This window comes from Pseudoalteromonas fuliginea (assembly GCF_000690055.1).
Taxonomy (GTDB): domain Bacteria; phylum Pseudomonadota; class Gammaproteobacteria; order Enterobacterales; family Alteromonadaceae; genus Pseudoalteromonas; species Pseudoalteromonas fuliginea.
Genome location: NZ_JJNZ01000026.1, coordinates 93774 through 118116 on the forward strand (window position 1 = coordinate 93774; position 24343 = coordinate 118116).

At 39.4% G+C, this 24343-nt stretch carries 15 protein-coding genes; 1 reads left to right on the forward strand and 14 read right to left on the reverse strand.

Features of this window, described 5'->3' with window-relative positions; all coding sequences use genetic code 11:
• Position 1: 1 nt before the first annotated feature.
• The 3 genes from edd to glk all read right to left on the reverse strand — a co-directional run bounded on the left by edd (position 2) and on the right by glk (position 4231).
• On the reverse strand, positions 2-1852 hold the full coding sequence (gene edd, locus DC53_RS11490; protein WP_033029459.1) for a phosphogluconate dehydratase: 1851 nt from the start codon (positions 1850-1852) through the stop codon (positions 2-4).
• Positions 1853-2186: 334 nt separating this feature from the next.
• Positions 2187-3203 carry a LacI family DNA-binding transcriptional regulator gene (locus DC53_RS11485; protein WP_007375362.1) on the reverse strand — a complete coding sequence of 339 codons (1017 nt, stop codon included), beginning with the start codon at positions 3201-3203 and terminating at the stop codon, positions 2187-2189.
• Positions 3204-3238: 35 nt separating this feature from the next.
• Entirely contained in the window at positions 3239-4231 is a 993-nt protein-coding gene (gene glk, locus DC53_RS11480) for a glucokinase (protein ID WP_007375363.1), read from the reverse strand.
• 292 nt (positions 4232-4523) lie between these two features.
• Between glk and DC53_RS11475 the strand changes: the two genes are divergently transcribed.
• Positions 4524-5540: a LacI family DNA-binding transcriptional regulator gene (locus DC53_RS11475; RefSeq protein ID WP_033029462.1), complete on the forward strand. Its 1017-nt coding sequence runs from the start codon at positions 4524-4526 to the stop codon at positions 5538-5540.
• Positions 5541-5554: 14 nt separating this feature from the next.
• On the opposite strand, the gene DC53_RS11470 is transcribed toward DC53_RS11475, so the two are convergent.
• The 11 genes from DC53_RS11470 to DC53_RS11420 form a co-directional block, all read right to left on the reverse strand.
• Entirely contained in the window at positions 5555-5788 is a 234-nt protein-coding gene (locus DC53_RS11470; RefSeq protein ID WP_008134061.1) for a DUF6429 family protein, read from the reverse strand.
• 235 nt (positions 5789-6023) lie between these two features.
• Entirely contained in the window at positions 6024-6851 is an 828-nt protein-coding gene (locus DC53_RS11465; protein WP_007375366.1) for a LytR/AlgR family response regulator transcription factor, read from the reverse strand.
• Positions 6826-7908 (reverse strand): sensor histidine kinase, encoded by a 1083-nt coding sequence (locus DC53_RS11460; RefSeq protein ID WP_007375367.1) that lies wholly within the window; start codon positions 7906-7908, stop codon positions 6826-6828. The genes DC53_RS11465 and DC53_RS11460 overlap by 26 nt, the downstream gene beginning before the upstream one ends.
• 45 nt (positions 7909-7953) lie before the next feature.
• Complete coding sequence (locus DC53_RS11455) at positions 7954-10506, reverse strand: glycoside hydrolase family 3 protein (protein WP_033029464.1); 2553 nt, start codon at positions 10504-10506, stop codon at positions 7954-7956.
• A gap of 381 nt (positions 10507-10887) precedes the next feature.
• On the reverse strand, positions 10888-11661 hold the full coding sequence (locus DC53_RS11450; protein ID WP_007375369.1) for a family 16 glycosylhydrolase: 774 nt from the start codon (positions 11659-11661) through the stop codon (positions 10888-10890).
• A gap of 104 nt (positions 11662-11765) precedes the next feature.
• Positions 11766-14450: a TonB-dependent receptor gene (locus DC53_RS11445; protein ID WP_033029466.1), complete on the reverse strand. Its 2685-nt coding sequence runs from the start codon at positions 14448-14450 to the stop codon at positions 11766-11768.
• A 674-nt stretch (positions 14451-15124) separates the two neighbouring features.
• Positions 15125-17533: a glycoside hydrolase family 15 protein gene (locus DC53_RS11440; protein WP_033029468.1), complete on the reverse strand. Its 2409-nt coding sequence runs from the start codon at positions 17531-17533 to the stop codon at positions 15125-15127.
• A gap of 10 nt (positions 17534-17543) precedes the next feature.
• The gene (locus tag DC53_RS11435) at positions 17544-19040 is read right to left on the reverse strand and encodes an MFS transporter (protein WP_007375372.1); all 1497 of its coding nucleotides are present in this window, start codon (positions 19038-19040) and stop codon (positions 17544-17546) included.
• The gene (locus DC53_RS11430; protein WP_033029470.1) at positions 19033-20892 is read right to left on the reverse strand and encodes an alpha-amylase family protein; all 1860 of its coding nucleotides are present in this window, start codon (positions 20890-20892) and stop codon (positions 19033-19035) included. The genes DC53_RS11435 and DC53_RS11430 overlap by 8 nt, the downstream gene beginning before the upstream one ends.
• Before the next feature lie 88 nt (positions 20893-20980).
• Positions 20981-22837, reverse strand: coding sequence for a glycoside hydrolase family 13 protein (locus DC53_RS11425; RefSeq protein WP_033029473.1), 1857 nt, complete (start codon positions 22835-22837; stop codon positions 20981-20983).
• Positions 22837-24330: a tryptophan halogenase family protein gene (locus DC53_RS11420; RefSeq protein WP_033029475.1), complete on the reverse strand. Its 1494-nt coding sequence runs from the start codon at positions 24328-24330 to the stop codon at positions 22837-22839. The genes DC53_RS11425 and DC53_RS11420 overlap by 1 nt, the downstream gene beginning before the upstream one ends.
• Positions 24331-24343: the final 13 nt, after the last annotated feature.

Here is a 24343-nt window from a genome sequence, read left to right on the forward strand (position 1 = left end):
TTTATTCAAGTCCAAAAGCACTCGCCCCTAAATCGGCACTGCTTACGATATTTCTAAACCCTGTAAATAATTCACGACCCGTACCAAATGTTGCACTTGGTTGGCTAAGTTCTAGTTCACGTTTTGCAAGTTCTTCATCGCTAACATGTACTTTCAAAATTCCGTTTGGCGCATCAAGCGTCACTAAGTCACCTTCTCGAATTTTAGCTATAATACCGCCCTCAACAGCCTCTGGCGCTAAGTGAATAGCTGCAGGTACTTTACCAGATGCACCCGACATACGGCCGTCAGTAACAATGGCGACTTTAAAGCCTTCATCTTGAAGCGTTGCCATTACTGGCGTTAGCTTATGTAGCTCTGGCATGCCTTTCGCTTTAGGGCCTTGCTCTTTTAGCACAGCAATAAAGTCTTGGTTTAATTCGCCACGCGTGTATGCATCTTGCAGAGCACTTTGTGAGCTAAATACTTTCGCAGGAGCAGTAACAATCTGATGTTCTTCAGCAACCGCTGACACTTTGATAACAGCTTTACCTAAGTTACCCGTTAGAAGTTGCAGACCACCTTGCTTACTAAATGGGTTGCTCACTGGGCGAAGTACTTCTTCATCGTGTGAGTTTGCTGGGCAATCTACCCATTTAACTTTAGTTGGGCCGGTTGAGTTACTCATGATCAAGCTATCGTCTTTATCTAAACGAGGCTCTGTCATGTAAGGTGCTAAACCATCGCCTAGCATTGTTTGAACGTCTGTGTGTAAGTAACCAGCGCTTGCTAGCTCTCGCATTAAGAAACCCATACCGCCAGCTGCTTGGAAGTGGTTTACATCAGCTGAGCCGTTAGGATAAATACGTGTAAGCAGTGGTACAACTTCTGATAAATCAGACATATCTTTCCACGTAACCTGAATGCCGGCAGCTTTTGCTATCGCAACAATATGGATTGCATGGTTAGTAGAGCCACCTGTAGAAAGCAGGCCCACTAAACCGTTTATAATCGTTTTTTCACTGATCACATCGGCTAAACACGGACTTTCTTTATCATCGGTAAGCTGCTTAAGCATGGTTTCTACAGCATTACCAGTAAGGCCATCGCGAAGCTCAGTGTAAGGATTAATAAATGAACTACCTGGAAGGTGTAAACCCATTATTTCCATTAACATTTGGTTTGAATTGGCAGTACCGTAGAACGTACACGTACCTGCGCTGTGATAAGACGCACTTTCAGCTTCAAGTAAGTCTTCGCGACTCACTAAACCTTGTGCAAATTTTTGACGAATACGTGCTTTTTCTTTGTTAGGAATACCTGATTGCATTGGACCTGCTGGTAAAAAGAACACAGGTAAATGACCAAACGACAATGCACCAATTAATAAACCAGGAACAATTTTGTCACAAACACCTAAACAAAAAACGCCATCAAACACATCGTGCGAAAGCGATATTGCTGTAGACATAGCGATTACGTCACGAGAAAATAACGAAAGCTCCATGCCGTCACGCCCTTGCGTAACACCATCACACATTGCAGGAACGCCACCAGCAACTTGAGCTGTAGCATCGTACTTTGTTGCAATGTCTTTAATTAAATCTGGGTAGTCTTTGTATGGCACATGAGCCGATAACATATCATTATATGAGTTAATAATAGCAAGATTTGGCTGCTCATCAGCCTTTAAGCGGGCTTTGTCATCACTGCTACATGCAGCCATAACATGCGCAATATTACCGCAACCTAATCCAGCACGAACTCTTGTTTGTTTTTTTGCGTGCGAAATACGATCTAAATAGGCTTGACGGGTATTTTTACTGCGTTCGATAACGCGCTGGGTAACTTCTTGAATACGAGGGTGCAACATAATTTAACTCATCTCTATTAGTTAGAGGATAAAGGCTCAGTAGCAATTACAGACTCCACGTAAATAACTGTACTGAGCATCTTTGATTTACCCGTTCAAAGGTACGCTACCAGGGAGCCTCTCACAACAACCCTGACACCGGTGTCACTGTATTAACGCATGACCATGACACCGGTGTCAACCCTGAGTAATAAAAATAGACTAACTTTTTAACATGACCGATTAATGAACATTATAATTTTTAGGTATAAGCGGCTTTTTAGCAAGTTTATAAAAATAAAAAAGCCCAAATATGCGTCACTCATATTCGGGCTACTGTGAAAAAGAATTTAGACTATTTTTTAACTTGAGCTGTTGATTCACGTGTGATCAAACGAGATTCAAGAATTACCTGAAATGGTTCATCTTGAGGCTGTGCTATATGAGAAATAAGTTGAGTAACAGCCTGCTTAGTCATTTCCTCAACAGGTTGTGCAATTGTTGTTAATCCTGGCCAGATATGGCGTGCAATCGGTGCATTATCAAACCCTGCTATTGAAATATCATCAGGCACTCTTAATTGACGCTGAGTTGCTAATTTAAGTACTGCTGCAGCCATGTAATCGTTTGAAGCAAATACAGCGGTTGGCCTTGGTGACAAATCTAAAATACTACGCGCGCTATCCACACCAGAGTGATAACTAAAGTTACCCTCCTCTACTAGGCGTTCGTTAAATTCTATACCATGGCTGGCAAGCGAACGTCTATAACCTTTAAATCGTTGTTGCGTAGCACTATGATCTGGATGCCCCTTGATAAAAGCAATTGACTTATGACCAAGGCTTATCAAATGTTCTGTTACTTCAAATGCACCTTGCTCATCATTACTGCGCACAGAGATTGAATCATCTTCTAATATTGCTGATGCCACTCTGGCATAAGGAATTTTTTTTGATTTTAAAAAATTAACCAACTCAGCAAAATCACCAAATGGTGGCGTCAGAACAATTCCATCTAACCGTGATGTTTGTAATAATTGCTCAATATTGTTGATAAGAGCTTCACCTCTAAATTCACAAGGGTGAATTAAAAGGTTGTAATTATTCTCTTGGCAAGCAGCTAGCGCACCTGTTTGCACTCGCGTAATGTAACTTTTACTTGGGTTATCGTAGAGGCAACCAATGATAAAACTGCGATTTTGAGCAAGCCCACGTGCTATTGGGTTTGGGGTATAATCAAGCTCTTTGAATACTGCAAGCACCTTTTCACGCGTAGCCACACTAACATTAGGTTCGTTATTTAAAACGCGTGATACCGTTTTTTTAGAAACACCAGCATGGCTTGCTACACTGTTGATTGTTACTTTTTTCATCACTCTATTTTCCAAATGCAAACAAGGAAACGACCTTATTTACTGTTGTGCAAACATGCTGCGGCACCAATTAACGGGATGTTATCTTGCGTTACAAGCGTTACGGGAATTTGCCCTGTATATTGCGACATAATACCCTTTTGCGAAAAACGTTCAACAAAACGACTTTCAAGTAAGCGAGATTGCATGCGAGGCAAAATACCACCACCAATAAACAAACCACCTAATGCGCCATAAGCCAATGCTAAATCACCTGCCACGCTGCCTATCCAATCACAAAATTGATTGAGAGTTGCATCGCACACTTCACACTCACCACTATTAGCTAAGCTACTAATTTGCGCCGCATCAAGGTTTTTTGCAGTAACACCTTTAACTGCAGCCATTGCTTTGTATAAATGTGTAATGCCTGGACCAGAAAATACGGTTTCTACAGATACATGCTGATGCTCTTTTCTGAGTTCTGTAATTAGTGCGGTATCTAATTCGTTAACCGCCGCAAGCGATATATGACCACCTTCAGAACTTAATACTGACGTAGAGTGAGCTGTTCTTACTAAACACGCAGCACCAAAGCCAGTACCGGGCCCCATTACACCAATATTTGCATTTTCATCAGCTTGCCCTGATTTCACAGTCACATTTTGCAGAGGATCTAAATAAGGCGACGCATACGCAAAAGCAGCAAAATCGTTAATAACATCTAATTTTTCTAAATTAAAATGTTGTTTAAATTCGTTAACACTAAAATGCCAGCCTAAATTAGTTAAATGCACTTGCCCTGCTTTTATAGGGCCTGCAACTGCTAAACATGCGCGTTTAGGTTTAATATGAGAGATGGTTGATAAGTAACGCTCTAATGCATTTTCAAGCGAACCAAAATCAGCACTGGGAAATGTGTTGTTATGCTCTATAATAAATTGGTTTTTTGCCTCGTCAAAAGCTGTAATTAGAGCAAAACGAGCATTGGTGCCGCCGACATCAGCAACTAGGATAGGATCAAATTTGGTAGAAGCGTGTAAGCTCATGGTGTTATCTCTTTTGTTTAAGCGATTAATGCTTATTATTCTACAACGGTAAACCATTGGTATTTATTTACTTTAGGCTATCACCCTAAAGCAGCTATCACAGTAAAAATGCTGCCTATAAGAATATAGACAGCCAATACGTTTTGACAACAAAATGATAAAACGCCCACATTATGACACCGGTGTCATGGTCAAATCAATAAATAAATGCCTTTAACCATAAAAAGCTTGAAAAAATCCATTAATAAACGAGAATGGCACAATTATTTATTACTTTAATTAAGTTGTAACAATGAAAGGTAAAGCTACTTCATTCGACATTGCCCACTATGCTGGAGTGTCTCAATCAACCGTTTCTCGTGCTTTACGTAATAGCCCTCTGGTTAATGAAGAAACACGCAAACGTGTTCACGATGTAGCCAAACAACTTAACTACAAAGTAGATAAAAATGCCAGTAATCTTCGCACGCAACAAAGTAGTACACTCGCGTTGTTATTATTTGAAGACCCAACCTCAGATGACTCACAAATTAATCCATTTTTTTTGGCTATGCTAGGTAGCATAACTCGCGCGTGCGCTAAAGAAGGCTATGACTTATTAGTTTCATTTCAATCTGCTAGTGCTGATTGGCAAGCTGACTACGAAGATAGCCACAGAGCTGATGGCATCATTTTATTAGGTTATGGTGATTACATCGACTTTCAACCAAAGTTTAAAAGCCTACTTGAACAAAATACTAAATTTGTATGTTGGGGAGCAACGGTTGATAACCGCCCTGATCTAACCGTATGCTGTGATAACTATGGTGGAGGTAAGCAAGCTGCAGCCCATTTTATTGCACATAATCGTAGCAATTGTGCGTTTATAGGTGATGCTTCAGATCATAGTCCAGAATTTTTTGCACGCTTTCAAGGCTTCAAAGATGAGCTACTTGCTAATAAGGTAACAATAAACGAAAGAAAGATGGCCAACGCTATATCTACAGAAGAATCTGGATATCACGCCACCCGCTCCCTTATTGCTAATAATATAAAGTTTAACGCCTTATTCGCTGCAAGCGATTTAATCGCCATTGGCGCAATACGAGCGCTTAAAGAAGCAAATATCAAGGTACCTAAAGACGTAGCTGTTGTCGGTTTTGATAACATTGCTATTGCGAGCTATGTAAACCCACCACTTACGACCATAGAGCAAAATACGACGGTTGCAGGACAAATGCTAGTTGAAAATTTATTAAAACTCATACGCGGGGAAGAAGTGCAAAGCACTTTATTACCGCCACTGTTAATTGCCAGAGGCTCAAGTTAATTTAATTGTAAACTTTAGGGCTCATTTTTTACAAATAACTTATTAAATAACATTTCACATTGTTTAAGCCCATCAACCGTTAATACGATAGATTTAGCTTTACCAATAGGGTTACAGATTAAACCTTTTTCAAACAACCGGTTGGTTACTTCCCAATCAACTTGCTTCCAAGCTCGATTGTGCTCATGTAATGTGAGATACATCAACGCTAATGCAGCTTCATCTATTTTATTTTCATCAATATTCATTACTAACTCCCAATCATTAGGACTCTTGAATTCAAGCTTTAAATTATTTACGTATTCATTAAACCCTTTATAGCGAGGCTTTATTCATTAAACCCTTTCATTTTTATAACCAGGACGTGCAGTTCTGCTTTTTCATCACTTCGTCTATCTGCTACTGGTTTAGCTTCATTCTTGAACCAGAGAATAAAGAAAATAAAATAATTGAGCAATATAATTGCCACTGAAACCATTATTTCTAATTCAAACTCTGTGATAATAAGTAACCAGAGTTATTAAGTAATCGACTTTTTAGTTCTTTGCTGTAAGTACGGCTTACTTTCATAGATTTATCATTTTTTAAAATAGCGTTGTACTCACTATTTCGCAGAGGTTCTAAACGCTTTACATGCTTCAGATTTACGATAGCTGATTTATGTATGCGTACAAAATCAGCTGGGAGTGTATCTTTTTCGAGACTTTTCATTCGAGCTCGCATCACAAATGTTTCTTGTTGAGTATGTACACACATATAATCACCTGCTGCATCTATACATAAAATATCGTTGTAAGGTACAAGTTGTATAGGGTTTCGACCATCTTGTATAATTAAGTTATTAGCCTCAACTAACGTTTCAATTTTTGTTGAGTTGGTGAGTTTTGGTTGCTGCGCGTTTAAATAACTTTCGCGCATTTCAAGTAATTGCTGCTTGTTAACCACACTGCTTAAACGTTCACTTGCGCGCTCAATTGCTTCACCTAAGCGCTGCAATTTAACCGGCTTGAGCAAATAATCTACCGCCTTAACTTCAAAAGCTTGCACTGCATGCTGATGAAAAGCTGTAACAAAAATAACAGCAGGGCAATAATTCCCAATAAAGTATTTAACTAACTCAAAGCCTGATTTTTCAGGCATTTCTATATCTAAAAAAATAAGGTTTGGTTGGGTTTTATTTATAATACTTACGGCGTCATCTACACTATTAGCATGACCAATAACATCTATTTGAGGAAAGCTTTCAAGCCTTATCATCAACCCTTCTATAGCACTGTACTCATCATCAACTATCAGTGTTTTTAGCTGCATGCATATTCTCCTGTGTACGCTCAAGTGGAATTGCCATATTAACCCACGCTCCGCCCAGTTCGTTGTTACCTGTTTTAAATTTATTATTTTGAGGATAAATTAAGCTTAATCGTTGTTCACAATTTTTTAAGCCTATTCCTCTTTGAGAATTAGTATTTGTGTTAAAACCTTTGCCTGTATCTAAAACAGAAATAGACAACGTATTATTCTTTTGCTCTATTCTTAGCGTTATTGTTATGTTTTGAGCTTGATCCATTCCATGCTTTAAAGCGTTTTCAACTAAAGGCTGAATAAGCATAGAAGGAATTAAAAAGTCATCGCAGTGAGACTCGGTAATAATGTTTACATTCAGCTTATTACCAAAACGGCATTGCTCTATATCAAGATAGGTATTTAATATTTGTACTTCTTCGTGCACTGTTATTTTAGCAAGCGGATCGGTGTACAAACTATACCGTAATAAATCGCATAGTTTTTCAAGCATATCAACTGCATGCATATTATCTTTTTTTAGTATTAACGTACAAATTGCGTTAATGCTATTAAACATAAAATGAGGATTTAACTGATAACGCAGCATTTTAAGCTGTGCTTCGTTTGCTAAGTTAAGAGCAACAGCAGCTTTTTGTTTTTGCGCTTGGTTATCAAGGTAAGATGTAATACCAAAATAAGCCCCCGTCCATGTTGCTAACATAGTAAGTGACGCCGTACTCCAGGTGCCAAAGTCAAACCAACTCATCGCTGACCACCAATGGCCATAAAACCACTGCAAAGCAGCCCATTTAAAAGCGGTCCACACTATACTTGCAATCAACAGCGCTGAAACATGCAGTGGAATACTTATGTTTGCCGATTTTGTTCTTGCGAACAAATAACACTTCCTTAAACCAAGCGTTATGAAAAGCCCGCATAAGGTGTCGAGTAACAGATGCGGAATATGAATTTGCCAAGGCTCGTTACTAGGTAGCTTTATCATTATTTCAGTTAAAAGCGCATAAATCCCCCAACCACTCAACTGAAAAGCCCAAAATAAATAACGCCGAGATTCTAATTTCACATCTATCCTAATAAAATGAAAACAGGTATTAAACCCGATTAAAGTTTATAAATCATTACAGCCTATAATAAGGCTATTACTCTGTGTCGCTTTCACTAACGCAACATTCGCAATTGCTAAGTTGAGTGGATGCTGAGCATTAATACTAATTATTTCAGTGACTTCGTTCATCTTTGTTTGCGCTGCACTACATCCCAACTTTATAGCGACAGTTTGCCAGCCTTTATTTTTTAACTGGGTAAGTTGAGTCATTAGACTTATTTTAGTCAAACATATTTGTTCCCCACACATTGCGCGAAGCTCAACAACATCCGATTGCACATCATCAACGCGTATATCAAATTGTATGAACTGTTTATCAACGTCTTTAAACTCTGTCGTTGCTTGTTCAAAACGTAAACTCACTGTGGCAATCTCTTGTGTATTATTCCAAACAAACTGCCTGCCATCTTCTTGATACGCTAAGTTAACCGATTGCATAGAAATACTTTTGCCGTCGGCGCTCATGGCTGATGAGCTTTTAGTCATCATGTTGATTTGAGTTTGGTCTGATAACGCCCAGCGAACGTTAGGTGCTAGGTTTCTAACAAAAAATGAGGTGCCTTGGCTGTCACTTTCATTAGCTTTTGGACTGGTTTTTTCTGATAGCTTTTTTACACTTTTAGGTTCTTTATAACTAAGTCTATAACCATAAGCAAATAAAGGATCGTAGTTTTTATCGCCTTTATTGAGAATAAATTGGTCGTCAAATTTTGGCCACGAAAAACTTAATTTACCTGTAAAGTCGTATTGAACAGCATCGTTTTTATCTAAAAGTAAAACGTCAGCAACACCTTGCCCTTGTGAGCCTGGTAACCATGCGGCTACAAACGCATCAGACGCATTTATCTCTTTATTTACCCAAAGCGGACGACCGCTTATAAATACACTCACTACCGGAATGTTTTGTGCTTGCAGCGATTTTAATAAAACGAGATCTTTTTTATTATCTCGCTGATATTCAAGCCCTTGTATGTCGCCAAACCACTCGGCGTAAGGCTCTTCGCCAAACACGACTATTGCTATATCGGGTTTTTGCTTAAATTGTGCATTTTGCGATAATTCAATTTCACCACCAGCGGCAAGTACTTGTTCTTTTAAACCATCAAAAATAGACACTGCATTTGGAAAATCAGCATTGGTATTATCCGTTCCTTGCCATGATACGCTCCAACCACCCGCTTGTTTGGCAATATTATGTGCGCCATTACCTGTCACTAATATTTTGCTACGCGGAGATATTGGTAACACATTTTGATTATTTTTTAGTGTATTATTTTTCAATAATACTAAAGACTTTCTAACAGCCTCACGTGCCAAAGCTTTATGCTCTGGGGCATTTAACCAGTCTGTATTTTTAGATTCTGCACGACTCGATGGCTTATCCTTGGTAAATAATCCCCAACGCACTTTTGCGCGAAGAAAACGCCTAACCGCGTCATTTATTCGCTCAAGCTTTATATCGCCTTGCTTAACTTGCTTAATTGTATTGTGATAAAATGCCTCATAGTGTTCTGGCACCATCATTACATCGACACCTGCATTAAATGCACCGGCACATTGTTCAAGATCGCATCCTTTTACAAATTTATGCGCATTCCAATCACTTACAACAAATCCATCAAACCCCATTTTTTTCTTCAGTACAGTCGTTAATAAATATTTACTGCCATGAACTCGTCTTGAATTCCAACTATTAAACGAGGCCATGACTGATTGCACACCCGCTTCAATCGCCGAAAAATAACCCGCCGCGTGAATATCTCTCAGTGTTTTTTCATCAATCACAGTATTTCCTCTATCTATACCGTTTTCGGTGCCGCCATCACCCACAAAGTGTTTTGCCGTAGCAATACGATGATAACCATTTAAAAAATCGTCGTTTATATCACCTTGTAAACCTGACACCATAGCACTTGCGTAACGTTTAACTATATCAGGGTCTTCTGAATAACTTTCGTAAGTACGTCCCCACCTATCATCTCTTACTACAGCAACTGTGGGTGCAAAACTCCATTCAATACCGGTTACTGAAACTTCTTTTGCTGTTGCTTTGCCAATTTTTTTTATTAATTCTGCATCGTTAGCTGCACCTAAACCAATATTGTGAGGAAACAACGTTGCACCATATACATTACTATGACCATGCATAGCATCTGTGCCCCAAATAGTGGGTATTGTACTTTGGTCTTGCGAGCTATCAATTGAGGCTAAATACATTTCATCAGCAAAGCGTAACCACGTTTTTGAATCTGCGGTTTTATTGCCGTATGGTGCTGAATTACCTCCATTTAAATATGAGCCAAAGCCATACTTTCGCATTTTTTTAACGCTGAGATAGCTTATTTCTGGTTGAATTAATTGTGCTACTTTTTGCTCAATACTCATTGTCGCCATAAGCTCATCAATTTGGTGCTCAACCGATAGATTAGGCTTTAATTGCGTATTAACCATTGGCCAATCTACTGATTCTGTAGCCATTACGCTAACGCTTAAAGTACATACGCTTAACAAAGCAGGAAAAGTATTTCGCCAAAAACGACGATTAATAGTAAGCATTTAGGGATCCTTAGAGTTTTTATAACTTGATTTTTAATGCTGTTAGCCATTCGTGCTAACATTATTACGAAAAACGCTTCCTTGCGATTTTATGTAATTAACCTGAACCCTGGTTAAGAGATTTGCTAACATATTGAATCATGGTGATATTTAAATTTATTCTCTCTAACCAGCGATTTTCAGTGAAACAAGGCGAATTTACACGTCAATAGCTGGCCTACTGCAAGTAAATTTAACGCAGTTAGCGCTGAAAATAGCTGCTCAAGATAGGTTTATTATCCAGAGTTCAGGTTAATTAGCCGTAATAAAATAACGAACCACACAACGTTTAATGTAGTGATCAATTAAACAAAGTACTGTAGAACGACAAAGTGAGCTTAATTAGTTAGCCGTGTACTGAATGAAGTCATAGTATGCCCAAGCAGAGCTTTGATAATACTGACCTGGAAAATAATAAGCTTGCTCTGAGTTATCACCATGCCAGTGATTAATCATCAACTTGGTGTTATCAACCGGCCATGCATAAGCAGGAATTTCGTTATTTGTTAAATTGCCATCACCATTGTCTTTATACATAACGCGAATTGTTTGCTCTGTACCTTGGCTATTATAAATAAACCAGCGTATTTGATTTACACTCCACTCAAATCCTATTTCTACTAACTCATTTTGAATGTTTACTCCAAACTGTGCTAAATCAATATCTTCTTCCCAACTTTGATATACCCCGCCATTTGGCTGATAAATAATATTGGTATGAACGACATTGCCAAGTGAAGGTAAAAATTCAATATCAATTTCTTGCCAAGCCCGTCCTGGCTCATCAAACCATGAGGTATAGGTAAAAATAGATGATACAGTCCCTGGGGTATTCCCTGTTTTTAATGCTCCTTGTACTTTGCCATAGGTTATCGTATTTGTACTTTGTAGCTCAGCACATTTGTTGTTATCAACTACCAGTGTTATGCCATGTGAGCTTGGTGAGATTAGACCTGGTTCAAATGTACAGCCAAATGGGCTGCCATTATCGCCTGATCTGGGTGTCCATATTGATGAATCAAAACCCCATGTAAAATTATCTTTAAAACTATTTGCTAGTACATCAGGTACTAACAACGCACTTAGTAAAATGAATACGACTATTTTTTTATACATATTTAATGATCTCTATTAAGATTTAAATGCACGTCAAATACTGCAATTACACAACCGCTTAAAGCACAGGACGTACGTTTTAATACTATATTTAACACTATAGGTTAAAAGTTAAACCCTACTTTTGCACCATAGTACCTAGGCATACCAAAACTACCTTTAGCAAAGCCTTTAGAGGTACTGTTCCAATGCTGAACAGTTTCGTCACTGGCGTTACTAATGAACGCTTCTGCAAACCATTTTTGGCTTTGCGGTTCATATTTTAAAGAGGCATTAAACATTGCAAAGCTATCACGGGAGTCATCTATATAACGCGTTGCTTCATCAGAGATGGCAAACTCCATATCATCGAGGTGTTTATCAACGTTCCAAACTGTTGAATATGATTTATCCTTCCAACTTACATTAAACCAGCTGTGTATAAACCCGTATTCACCAAAATCAAAACTATGCGTGTAACTTAAATTAGCAGTAAATTTAGGCGTCATCGCCAAGTCATTGCCTTTTAAATTAGTTTGTAACAAAGGATTTTCAGGATTGAGTGAGTCCTCATAAGAAATATCAAATAAATACTCAGCATCGTAGTCCCACTTTGTAAACCAATCGTCTGTTACTTGAGCCTCTGTCCAGGTTACATATCCCGTAATTCGACCGTTTGGATATGGCTTCCAATCAAATTCGAGCTCAATTCCTTTAATAGTAGAACCAGGTACATTTTGTGTGTAATACGCTATAACAGGCTGATTTATGTAATCTAATACAGGGTTTCCTGAGCCATCCAAAATAGGCCTGCCATCATTATCCTCAACAGCAGAAAGACGCTCAACGTTACCAATAGAACCAACAGATGCATACTGCATGTCTGTGTAATCTGTGTAGAAAAATGCAGCTTGTAGATTTAACGAGTTATCAAAAAAGCTCGATTTAGCGCCTATTTCCCATGTTAATACTTCTTCTGGATCAAATTGCGTTTCGAATCGATTTACTTCAGAGGTTCTATCGTTTACTACTTCAAACACATCGCCAATACCACCGGCTTTAAAGCCGCTTGCTAAATAAGTATAAAGCATTGTATCGGGGCTCAAGTCGTAATCTAAACCCACTCTAAAGTCATGGTGCGTCCAACTGCCTTTGTTGTCATTTTCAAAAAATGATGCGTAAATAGTAGGATCTTCAAAGTAATCTGCTGGCAAGTTATTTAAATCAGTACGATTAAACCAACCCGGCGCGCAGCCATCAGCATTTGAGCAACGATAAGAGCGCCCGCCTTTATCTTCTTTTGTTTCATCACTAAAGCGATACCCCAGCGTGGCGTGCAGTTTGGGGGTTATTTTATACGTAGCTTGTGCAAAAAATGCGAATGCATCGGTTGATCTATCAGGTTGATCCCAAAATACTTTATCGTCCATTGGATTATCGTAATACCCGAGCGTTGTGGTTTTTTCGTGAAAATAGTTAACGCCCATAATCCAAGTAAGGTCAGACATATCCGATGATTGTAGTTGTAGCTCCGTAGAATAAGATTTAGCGCCAGTACCGTCTAAAAAATAAGTTGCACCATCCCAAACATCTAAACCCGCTTCGCTATCTTGCTTTGAAGAGCGCTCCATGTCTTCAAAGCCCACTAACCACACTAAATCAAGATCGTCTGTTAATGCATAATTAAGAGTGTTACGTAAATACGTTATATCTAATTTAAGTTCACCGGGTACATTCACAACCGCTTGATATGTATTATCTGAAGGTAAAAAGTTTGAACAATCGCCACCGTACTCTGTTGGGCGACCTCGTAATTTATCGCAGTTTACCAAATCAACATTATTACCACTGTCGTTAACATATTTTTGAAATACGGTATGGTTGGTGAAATTACCATCTAAAGGCGACCATAACGTACTTACTCTAAATGAATACTCATTAGCACTATTATAAAAATCTGATTTGTCAGCTTCTGTTAACGCGCGAACTTGCTGCGACTCTGGGTTGGTACCAGCTGCATCTATCCACCAATTCTCTCGTTGAGTAAGTGTACTGCCAATGTTTTGATATGAATCTTGTGAAATAACGTCTGTATTTAGTACTGCATCACTTAATCTGCGAGTATCGTATTGGTTAGGATCGTAATAACCTTCCAAATAAGAATCACGTTTTAACCCTTTAGCTGCAATACGGACCGCAAAATCGTCGCTAACTGAAAAGTTATAAAAACCTTCCGCACTGCGTGTATTATATTTGCCCGCTTCTAACGTTACACTACCATAATCATCAGTAAAATCAGGTTTTGCAGAAATAACATTAATGCTACCAACGGTCGAGTTTCTGCCAAACAGCGTACCTTGTGGTCCACGTAGTGCTTCAATACGCTCAACATCGTACATTAATGCTAAAGCACCTTGCATTCTTGGTGAATAAATTCCATCTAAATGCACGCCAACAGCAGGGTCGCCAAGTTCAGTAATATTGGTAGAGCGCACGCCTCGCATAGATATAACTGGTGCTGATTGATCTGTTGCCGTTGATATATCAAGCCCAGGTACAAGATTTGCTATATCCCTTATATTATTAACACCACTTTGTTTTAATTGTGCCGATGTTAACGCTGTAATTGCGACGGGTGTTTCCATTAACCTTGTTTTACGCTTAGTCGCCGTTACCGATATAACTTCTAATGCAGTGTCATTTTTTTTAACCTCGTTACTATTGCTTTGATCTGCTAAAGACTCTTGAGCAATACTAGGCAACGAACAAGCAAGTGCGATTGCCAAAGTTATTGTGTTTATTTTTTGCACGGGTATCACCTTTCAATTTGTGTGGGTTGTCAGAGGCATGTAAAACAGCTTTATTTACTACCTGTTAACAGGTTACAAATTAGTTACACCCATTGACTACCCTAATACGGTAAAGCGAAGCACTGGCAATACAACCCGAGTAAATTACACGTAAATAAAAATTAAATTGTCATATTTATCGTTATTAAATAACCTGAACTTTGGATAATAACTGCTTGAGATAAATAAGTTTAACTATCATTGTGGTTCAATATGTTCATAAATCTCTTAACCAGAATTCAGGTTAAATAGATATAAATTAACTAGAGCCTATTTACCTTTCGAGGTTAAATTTACAGCAGTATGTCTGATTTTAGGCAAATTGGCGCTTATGGGTCGAGGTTATTCACCATAGGCGATGTAAGTCATTATATTAGCGCAGGAGCCGTTACCAGCTCCATTAGGTTACACTCCTTACGCCTCGGTTAAGCCGCATTTAGATAAAACACATTTAAATCCTGAAAGATCAACCAGCCACAATAAAAGTGTTCCGATTGAGGTGAACATACGCTTTATGGATAATCAGATTTGATGAACTAAAAGCAAGGAGGTCAGCTTAACAACTCTTAGGTCACAGATACTAAAAAGCCATGGTTATAAACCATGGCTTTTAAATTTAAAAATATGAAAAATTACTATTTTAGTGCTTTTTTAACAACTGGGTAGTGATCCCATACTTGTTTATCACTGAGTGAGCGTACCAGCTTAATGTATTCTGCGTGTGTCCAAGCTAGAGGTGTTGCTGAATTAGTCCCTTCGCCCAGTGTATAACCTGCTTTGTTTACACCAACGCCGTCCCATACTTGCTCTGGTAACATCATGCCTTCATTGGCAAATTGCTCTAAGCCTTTAACATAGCTGTTTTTAATTTGCGCTTGTTTAGCATCATCCAGAGCGTTGTTCGCATTAGCTGCAGCTATTTCATAGTGACCACGCTCACCGGTGAAAAACGGCCATACACGACCACGTTGGCCTGGTGTATTACTGCCACCCTCTGCGTAATTAGTACCGGTTACTTCATCTTCGCCGTAGCCATCATTACCGTAGCGACGGTAGCCTGCAAATGTGCCGCTGCCGTCGTCAAAGCTAAAGCTGTATTTAACTTGTAGGTTATCTTCAAGCGTTTCGTCATCGTACTCAGGCAATGTTTTAACAATGCTTTCGTCGTTAGCACCACGTAAGCCATAGCGTACTAGTTCTAAGAAGCCGCCATCTAAAATTTGCTTTTTGTTAAAACCTTCACGGCCATTATTAGCGTTAATTTTAGTGTCTGAGTTTGCATCGGTATCTTGGCCTATACGAATAAAGTATTCACCATCACTATTTTCGCCTTTTAAGTTACCTTTAGTGGTAAACATTTGCGATTCAATATCGTTGCTGTATTTTTTAGCCGTAGCTAGGTAGCGCTGTGCGTTTTTATCATCGCCATTAAGCGCTGCTATATCACTGGCTGTAACAAGGCCTGCTACTATTGCGGCTGTAGTTGAAGGCGAATAACCGCTTTGCTCTTCCCAGCGCTCTTGTTGTGTTGCCGGTGGTGTAATTTGCGTGTCGTTCCACAAAATTTTAGCAAGGCCGCCCTCGACTAAAAAATCCGCCGCTGGTTTTAACATACGTGCGTACCAGTCTTTAAGCTCGGCATCACTAAGTACATTTGCTTGGTGTAATTTCCACGCAAGCATAATTGGCATCGCAGTTTGATCAAGCTGTACACCCACCCATTCTAGTTCGCCATCGACATGTGTTTTTTGTAAAAACCAGCCTGTATCTCCATTGTTACCTGGCGTTTTGCTATTAACTTGAACTTTTTCAAGGTATTCGAATGCTATTTTTGCTGTAGCTGTATCACCCAGTGCCATAAATGCCATAGCTACTTGGTAGAAATCTCGTACCCACACGGCTTTATAACCAGTTGAGCCTATTTTAGCCGATACGGTTTCGCCCCACGGATTAGACAACGACGCAATAAGCGCACCTGCGTGCGTTTTGTCTTCTTGTGCTTTTAATACCATTGCGCTGGTATAAAGTAACTTACCGTTATCGGCCGTTTGCCCCGTCATTTTATTAATAGGTGTAAGGCTTTGTAGGTAATCTTGCCAACCAAATGCCGCACCTTCACCATTGTAGTTATCAAGTACACTTTGATAACCTTTTGCTAATGTTTGGGCGCCCTGCTCTGCACTTTGTTGCTCGTTATGTGCAAAGCTCAGTACTAAATCAAACGTGGTATTACTTTCAATATTGCCAAGCTCAGCAAGTAAACTGACATTACCTGACTGCTCACCAGTATTGCTATAGCTGGTATTTAATGATTGTGACTTTTTAAGCTCATCCAAACCATCGCTTACACCCGTAAAGCCAACCGTTTTTGCGCCAAATTCAGTATTTGCTTGCAATGTTAAGTAGTTGTCACCTTGCCAAGCAACTAAACCTTGCTCGGTAGTTTTTGCAAAATCATCAAGGCCATTATTATCAATATATGGATTTACCACAACATAGGCTTTAACGTCTTTAAGGTCGGTATTAAACACGCTACGAACAAATAAACTTTGCCCATCAGGATCGGTAAAAACGTGTTTTTCAAGAGTGAATCTGCCTTGTTTATCTTTACTTACTATTTTATAAGCAAGTGATAACGGACGGCCTTGCTCGTCTTTGTATAGATAATCAATAGTGACATCAAGATCGTCTGCTTCGCTAACAGTAAAGTCTTTTCCTGTTACCACAAATTGCATATCTTTTATTTGTGCTTGATGAATAAGGCCAAACATAGTTTCGGTGATCATGCCTTTAGCAATTGAAAACCAGACTTTTGATACTACACCTGTTGGTGCATCACTTGTGTAATGACCATTTTGGTATTGCTCGTACGATGTGCCAATCCCTGTTTTACCTGCGTATGACCAAAACGGGTCGCTGCCCGGAGCACCAGGCGCAGTTGTTTTAGATGTTTGTACTGTTTGTGACTGATTCGTATTTTGAGCACCGCATGCAGTTAATCCAAGTGCTAATAATGAAATAGTAATTAGGTTATAGTTTTTCATTTTTTTACTCTTAATTAGAATTTTTAACGCGCATAACAGCAATGGCTGCTAATACAAATGACGCAGCACCAATTAACAAAGCGTAAATGGGCTGATTAGAAAACACATGACTCAAAATAAGCCCTAAAATACTGGCTGCAAGTAGCTGTGGAATAACAATAAAGAAGTTAAATATTCCCATATAAACACCCATTTTATTACTCGGTAATGAGTTACTTAGCATTGCATAAGGCAGTGACAATATTGAAGCCCACGCAAAACCAACACCAATCATAGGAATAAGCAGCATTTTGGGGTCTGTTATAAACATAAAGCTGGCAAGGCCTAGTGCGCCTAGTAATAAGTTAAAACAATGCGCGCCTTTTAAGCCCATTTTTTTAACTAAGAATGGAATGCACATTGCGGCAATAGCAGCGAATCCATTGTAAGCCGCAAATAAAATACCGACCCAATCAGCGCCATCGTTAAACGCTTTTGATGTTGTATCGCTACTCCCATAATGAAAGCTTGTTACTGCCGACGTGGTATAAATCCACATCGCAAATAAGGTAAACCAACTAAAAAATTGCACCCAAGCTAATTGCTTCATCGCAGTTGGCATTGTAAATACATCTTGCACTACTTGATAAAAGCCCCCTTGAGTGTGATTTTTAGCTTTTAATAAACCAGCTATCCACTGCACAATGCCAAAGGCAAGTAAGCCACCCGCTAATAAATAAAGTTCTTTTTCAAGCGCTAAGCCCATCACTAGGGCAAGTGTTGCAAGGCCTAATACAACAAATATAATGCCGCCTTTATTGTAGTTAATATCAGCAATTTCAGCCGTTACAACTGGCCCTTTTTGTGCCTCAAATTTAGCTAATTGCTCAGGTGTGTATTCTTTTGTTTTTGCAACAGTCCACAACACAGCAGCTAGTAAAACAACGCCACCCCAGTAAAATGAGTACTTAACTGAGTCTGGTATTTCACCAATAGCTGCCGTGTTACTCACATCAAACCAATTTGTCATCATCCATGGCAGTGCTGATGCCAAAACTGCACCTATACCAATAAAAAAACTTTGTAACCCGTAACCGGTAGCGCGTTGCTTTTCTGGCAAGTTATCGCCTACAAGCGCTCTAAATGGTTCCATGGTTACGTTAATTGACGCATCCATAATCCACAACATACCAGCAGCAATCCACAATGTTGGCGAATGCGGCATAATAAACAATGCAATGGTTGTTAATATTGCACCCAAAAAGAAAAATGGACGACGACGACCAAAACGACACCACGTTTTATCACTCCAATAACCAATAATAGGTTGCACAATTAAACCGGTTAGCGGTGCTGCTACCCATAAAATAGGAATATCATCCACTTGTGCGCCAAGGGTTTGAAATATTCGGCTCACGTTACCGTTTTGCAGGGCAAAACCAAACTGTATGCCTAAAAAGCCAAAACACATGTTCCATATTTGCCAAAAGCTTAGAGTTGGCTTGTCGCTATTATTTTGATTATTCATTATTAGCCTTATTTGTTAATACTGCGCTGCTAAATGCATCAAGTGTAAGTGTGAAGGTTGCGCCTTGAGACCCTGATGTAATCTCGGTGCTATGCTGCTCAAGTAAGTCATGCAATTGAGTGTATTCGCTGAGTCCCGCTAATTGCACTTTTGATAAATTAACCGTCATTGTTTGAGATTGTTCGCTAAAGTTACTTAATACGTAAAGCATTTGTTGGCCAAGTTTGCGGGTAAAGCCTACAATTCGCTCACTTCCTGTAACACTAAGCTCACTCATTTCACCGCCCACCACTGCAGGTAAACTATTAAGTGACAGAATGGCTTTATAGTAATCACGAAGTGCTGACTGCTCTTTTGTTAAATTAGCGCCGTCAAACTTACCGCTATTCATCCATGCTTGATGCGCTGGTACGCCAATGTAATCAAAAATACTGGTGCGGGTTGGTAAGCCAAAGCCTGCATATTCAGATCCATCCTCCCCTACATCTTGGCCAAAATATAATAAGGTTGGTGCACGGCTAATCAGGTTTGAAACCACCATGGCTGGTTTACCCCACACGGCTTTGCCTGCAAAGTCTGGGCTTGCGATACGCTGTTCATCGTGATTTTCTAAAAAGTGCAGCATGTGCTGTTCAATATCCGCAACCTGTTGCTGCGCATCAAAAATAGCGTTTGCAGGTTGCTTGCTTTGCATAATTGCTTTTAAGGTATCGTAAAAACCGACCTTATCGTATAAATAGTCCATTTTACCTTGATGGATATAAGCACGGTACATTTTTGGGTTGTAAACTTCGGCAAGTAAAAATGCATCAGGTTTTTGCATTTTTATTGATGAGTTTAAAAAGCTCCAAAATTCAACCGGCACCATTTCGGCCATGTCGTACCTAAAGCCATCAACACCTTTATCTAACCAAAAAAGCGCAATGTCTCTAAATTTGTACCAGCTGTTAGGGAGCTCTTTATCTTGCCAAAACGCGTAGTGAGCACGGTAATCTTTATTTTTGTATTCATTTGGTAACTCTACAAAGTCGTAGCTGCCATCAGGCTTTACACCGTAATTCACTTTTACTGTTTCGTACCAATCGTTCATATCTGGTTTTGGAGATCGAGCACCATTACCTGTCCATTTGGCGGGTGTTTCATCAAAAAAACCATCAACAAGAGGATGAGCATTCCCGCCTAGCACTTTATAGGTTGTAGAGGTAGGCACTTGAAATGACTGCCCAGGCACATAGTAAAAATTGTTGTTTTTATCGTACGTTTTACTGGTGTCGTCTTGCGCGCCAAAATCTTCAACCCCTTTAGGCTTTCCTAATGATTGATAATTTCGCGCAACATGGTTAGGCACTATATCAATAATGACTTTCATGCCATGGCTGTGCGTACGCTCAATGAGCTGGCTAAACTCTCCCATACGATTCGTCACGTTAATTGCTAAATCAGGATTTACATCATAATAATCTTTTATTGCATATGGCGAACCTGCTCGTCCTTTTACAACATCAGGGTCGTCTTGAGAAATCCCATAATCGCTATAATCGGCTACTAAGGCGTGGTGTAATACGCCGGTATACCAAACGTGCGTTGTTCCCAGCTCCTTTATACCTTTGAGGGCGGCATCGTTAAAATCGGCAAACTTACCTACGCCATTTTGCTCTTTAGTGCCCCATGAAACATTGGCTGTTTCGGTATTACCAAACAAGCGAGTAAATACTTGATATACAACCGGCTTGGTAAGCTCACTTTTTGTGTATGCAGGCGCTTGCGGTTGCTCAGGTTTGTTATTCTCTGAACACCCTGTAGAAATAAGTGCGCTACACAGTACTGCGGATACATAAACTGATTTTTTCATTGTGTGTCTTTTTTGTCAGTATTGTTATTACTTTATACTAAAGATTACTGCAGCAACCATACAGTTGCTGCATACGTATTCAGGTAAACTATTGAGAGGTATTTATAATTAATACCGTTGCACTCATAGCCGGTAGAGTAACTGCACTACCCAGCATCTTTGTTTTGTGGGTGAATAAGTTTAGTGCTTTGGCATTTTTTGGTATTACTTCCTGCATATACTCAATATTCTTAGTGAGCTCTTTTGTGTTTTTATTCATAAATACCAACACAGTTTGCTCGTCGCTAATACGCGCGTAACTATACACACCTTGTTGAGGCGTAAAGTGTACAAGCTTTCCTTTATCAAGCGCAGTGCTGCCTTTTCTAAAGTTAAGCAAGGTGCTAATTGTTTTATGCATCTCTTTTTGCTGTTTTGTTAGCCCCTCGCCCGTAAAGGCGTTACGAGTTTGGCCTTTAAATCCACCTGGGAAGTCTATTCTAATATCACCATGGTCTTTACTTGGGGTGTTATCTAATAGCACTTCCGTACCGTAGTACATTTGGGCTATACCTCGTGTGGTTAAAAACAAGGTCATTGCCATTTTAGTTTTGGCTTCGTCTTGGCCAAGTTCAGTGTAAACGCGGCTCATATCGTGATTATCTGCAAATACCATAATGTTATTGGTATCAGGGTATAAAAAATCATTAGCTAACGATTCATATACTTTAACCCAACCGGTGTTCCAACTTTCATCTTCATTTAGCGCTTGAATTACCGCCTCTTGCAACGAAAAGTCCATAACGCTTGGTAGGCTTGATGTATAGCCATCTTGGTTATGCTTACCACGTTGCCAGTAAGAGGCAATAGCAGGGTTAGAGGTCCACTCTTCTCCTACAATATTAAAATCCGGATACTCTTGCATAATTGCTTTTGTCCAATCGCTCAAAAATGCTTTATCTGAGTAAGAGTAAGTATCAACGCGAATACCACTTAAATCTGCGTATTCAATCCACCAAATCGCATTTTGAATTAAATATTCGCTTAAAAGTGGTTGGCGCTGGTTTAAATCCGGCATGCTGGCTACAAACCAGCCATCGTTAAACTGGCGTTTATCGTAATCGCTTGCGTGTGGGTCTTGAATTGTTTGGCGGGCATGGCTTGTCGCATTTTTACCATTTTCAAATTCGCCATTAAAGTTGATCCAATCTTTGCTCGGTTTATCCTTCATCCATGTATGCTCAGCACCAAAGTGATTAAGCACCATATCCATTACCAAGCCTATACCCTGCTCTTTGGCCTTTACTGAGAGCAATTTATAAAGTGAATTAGAACCCATGCGTGGGTCTACGTTATAAAAATCAGTAATAGCATAACCGTGATAAGAGTAATCGGGCATGTTGTTTTCAAGCACCGGCGTTAACCACAACTGCGTTACACCTAAATCTTTTAAATATGGCAATGCATTAATAACACCTTGTATATCACCACCGTGTCGCCCGCCCTTTGTAGTAGGATCAGCGGCTTCTAGCATGCTAGGGACAGTATCGTTTTGCTCATCACCATTAGCAAAACGATCGGGGTTAATTAGATAAAGAGTATCGGCTGATGTAAACCCTTGGCGCTTTGCACTGTTTTTATCACGTGCAAGTAGCGGAAATTCAAAACGTTGGTTCGTTTCGCTGCTATTAAATTCAAGCGTTCCCGCTTTAGCGGCATCGGAAATGGTTATATTTAAAAATACATAATTAGGGTTATCTGTACGCGTTATTTTATTTAACTTAACGCCATTGTATTTAGCTAATTTAATTTGCTCGTTAGAAATGTTTTTTTCATGCACCATGATGGTTATAGTGCTTTTATTCATACCTACCCACCAATTGGCCGGTTCAACGTCAAGTGCGTAGCTAATGGTTGGTAAGGTACATGCACTTACAAGTAAAAGTGTGTTTAAAAATCGCATCATTAGGCCTTTTTGATTTCTTTTAAAAAATCTTTATGAGTGGGTAACTGCTCTACCGTTGAAGTAATAAGCGTTTTTAATGTAGAAAATAAATCGTTAAGTTGTTCACTACTGAGTGAATCTACAATACTGTTGTAATCATCGGGGATAAGGCCCTGGCCTATAAACACTTGCTGCCAAGCAACTTCAGCAAATAACTCGTCGTTTTCACGGACTACCTTGCCTGTGTGTTTAAATAAACTGAGTTTATGAGTCAATGAGTCGGGAATTTCCATTTGCTTACACTGACGCCAAAATGCAGAGTCGCCCCGCTCTGTAAGTTTGTAATGCAAAATAATAAAATCGCGCATGTGCTCTATTTCTGTCACGCTTTGTTTATTAAACTCGCTTGCTAACGCATCGCTGATACCATGGTGTGGAAATAATTTGATCAGCCGTGTAACTGCGCTTTGAATTAGGTGAATGCTTGTAGATTCCAATGGCTCTAAAAAGCCACTTGATAAACCAACCGCGACTACATTTTTATGCCATTGTTTTACACGTCTACCTGTTTTGAATTTAATAAATCTAGGTTCTGTTATTGGATCTGCCGGTAAGTTATTAAGCAACAACGCCTTTGCGTCTTCATCCGATAAATAACGACTACAATAAACCAAGCCATTGCCTATTCGGCTTTGTAACGGAATTTGCCACTGCCAACCGGCACTGTGCGCAATTGATTGCGTATAAGGTTTTAATTCATCGTTTGATTTTGTTTGTACTGCGATGGCACTATCGCATGGTAAATAATGAGACCAATCTACAAATCCGGTATTGAGTGTTTTCTCAATAAGCAACGCACGCAACCCTGTGCAATCTATAAATAAATCACCGTTGATTTGCTTATTATCATCGAGTATGAGTGTTTCTACATTACCCGTTGCTAAACATTGTGTAACCTCACTAATTTTGGCATCAATGTGTTTTACACCGCGCGATATTGCCAGCTTTTTTAAATATTCAGCGTAGAGTGTTGCATCAAAATGATAAGCGTAACTTAGGCCAGGCAATTGCGTATTAAGGATGGTATTTAATGGTGCAAATTTATGCTGTTTAGCAGCTTGATAATTTAACGAAAAATCCCATAGGCTATCTTCAGAGCCTGTAATATTTCCCTTTACCCAAAAATTGTAAAAATCGCAAAAAGGAAAGTCTTTTCCAAATGAGCCAAAAGCATGCATGTAGCTGTGAGAGGGGGTTTTCCAGTTTTCGAATTCAATACCGAGTTTAATTGTTGCGTTGGTTTCATTTATAAACTCTTTTTCGTTAATGCCTAATGCGTTATTAAGTTGGATAATAGGTGGTATGGTTGCTTCTCCAACTCCCACGGTGCCAATAGATGATGACTCTATCAATGTGATATTAATTACTTTACCTAACACTTTATTAAGCAGTGCTGCAGTTATCCAACCTGCGGTACCACCGCCTGCGATCACGACGTGTTTTATTGATTTCATCTTATTATCCACG

What these genes read in the sequence shown, in the direction of transcription:
- DC53_RS11420 (WP_033029475.1), bottom strand. Translation starts at nt 24,330, where the DNA reads ATGAAATCAATAAAACACGTCGTGATCGCAGGCGGTGGTACCGCAGGT.
- DC53_RS11465 (WP_007375366.1), bottom strand. Translation starts at nt 6,851, where the DNA reads ATGCAGCTAAAAACACTGATAGTTGATGATGAGTACAGTGCTATAGAA.
- DC53_RS11470 (WP_008134061.1), bottom strand. Translation starts at nt 5,788, where the DNA reads ATGAATATTGATGAAAATAAAATAGATGAAGCTGCATTAGCGTTGATG.
- DC53_RS11455 (WP_033029464.1), bottom strand. Translation starts at nt 10,506, where the DNA reads ATGCTTACTATTAATCGTCGTTTTTGGCGAAATACTTTTCCTGCTTTG.
- DC53_RS11475 (WP_033029462.1), top strand. Translation starts at nt 4,524, where the DNA reads ATGAAAGGTAAAGCTACTTCATTCGACATTGCCCACTATGCTGGAGTG.
- DC53_RS11485 (WP_007375362.1), bottom strand. Translation starts at nt 3,203, where the DNA reads ATGAAAAAAGTAACAATCAACAGTGTAGCAAGCCATGCTGGTGTTTCT.
- DC53_RS11440 (WP_033029468.1), bottom strand. Translation starts at nt 17,533, where the DNA reads ATGAAAAACTATAACCTAATTACTATTTCATTATTAGCACTTGGATTA.
- DC53_RS11425 (WP_033029473.1), bottom strand. Translation starts at nt 22,837, where the DNA reads ATGATGCGATTTTTAAACACACTTTTACTTGTAAGTGCATGTACCTTA.
- edd (WP_033029459.1), bottom strand. Translation starts at nt 1,852, where the DNA reads ATGTTGCACCCTCGTATTCAAGAAGTTACCCAGCGCGTTATCGAACGC.
- glk (WP_007375363.1), bottom strand. Translation starts at nt 4,231, where the DNA reads ATGAGCTTACACGCTTCTACCAAATTTGATCCTATCCTAGTTGCTGAT.
- DC53_RS11450 (WP_007375369.1), bottom strand. Translation starts at nt 11,661, where the DNA reads ATGTATAAAAAAATAGTCGTATTCATTTTACTAAGTGCGTTGTTAGTA.
- DC53_RS11435 (WP_007375372.1), bottom strand. Translation starts at nt 19,040, where the DNA reads ATGAATAATCAAAATAATAGCGACAAGCCAACTCTAAGCTTTTGGCAA.
- DC53_RS11430 (WP_033029470.1), bottom strand. Translation starts at nt 20,892, where the DNA reads ATGAAAAAATCAGTTTATGTATCCGCAGTACTGTGTAGCGCACTTATT.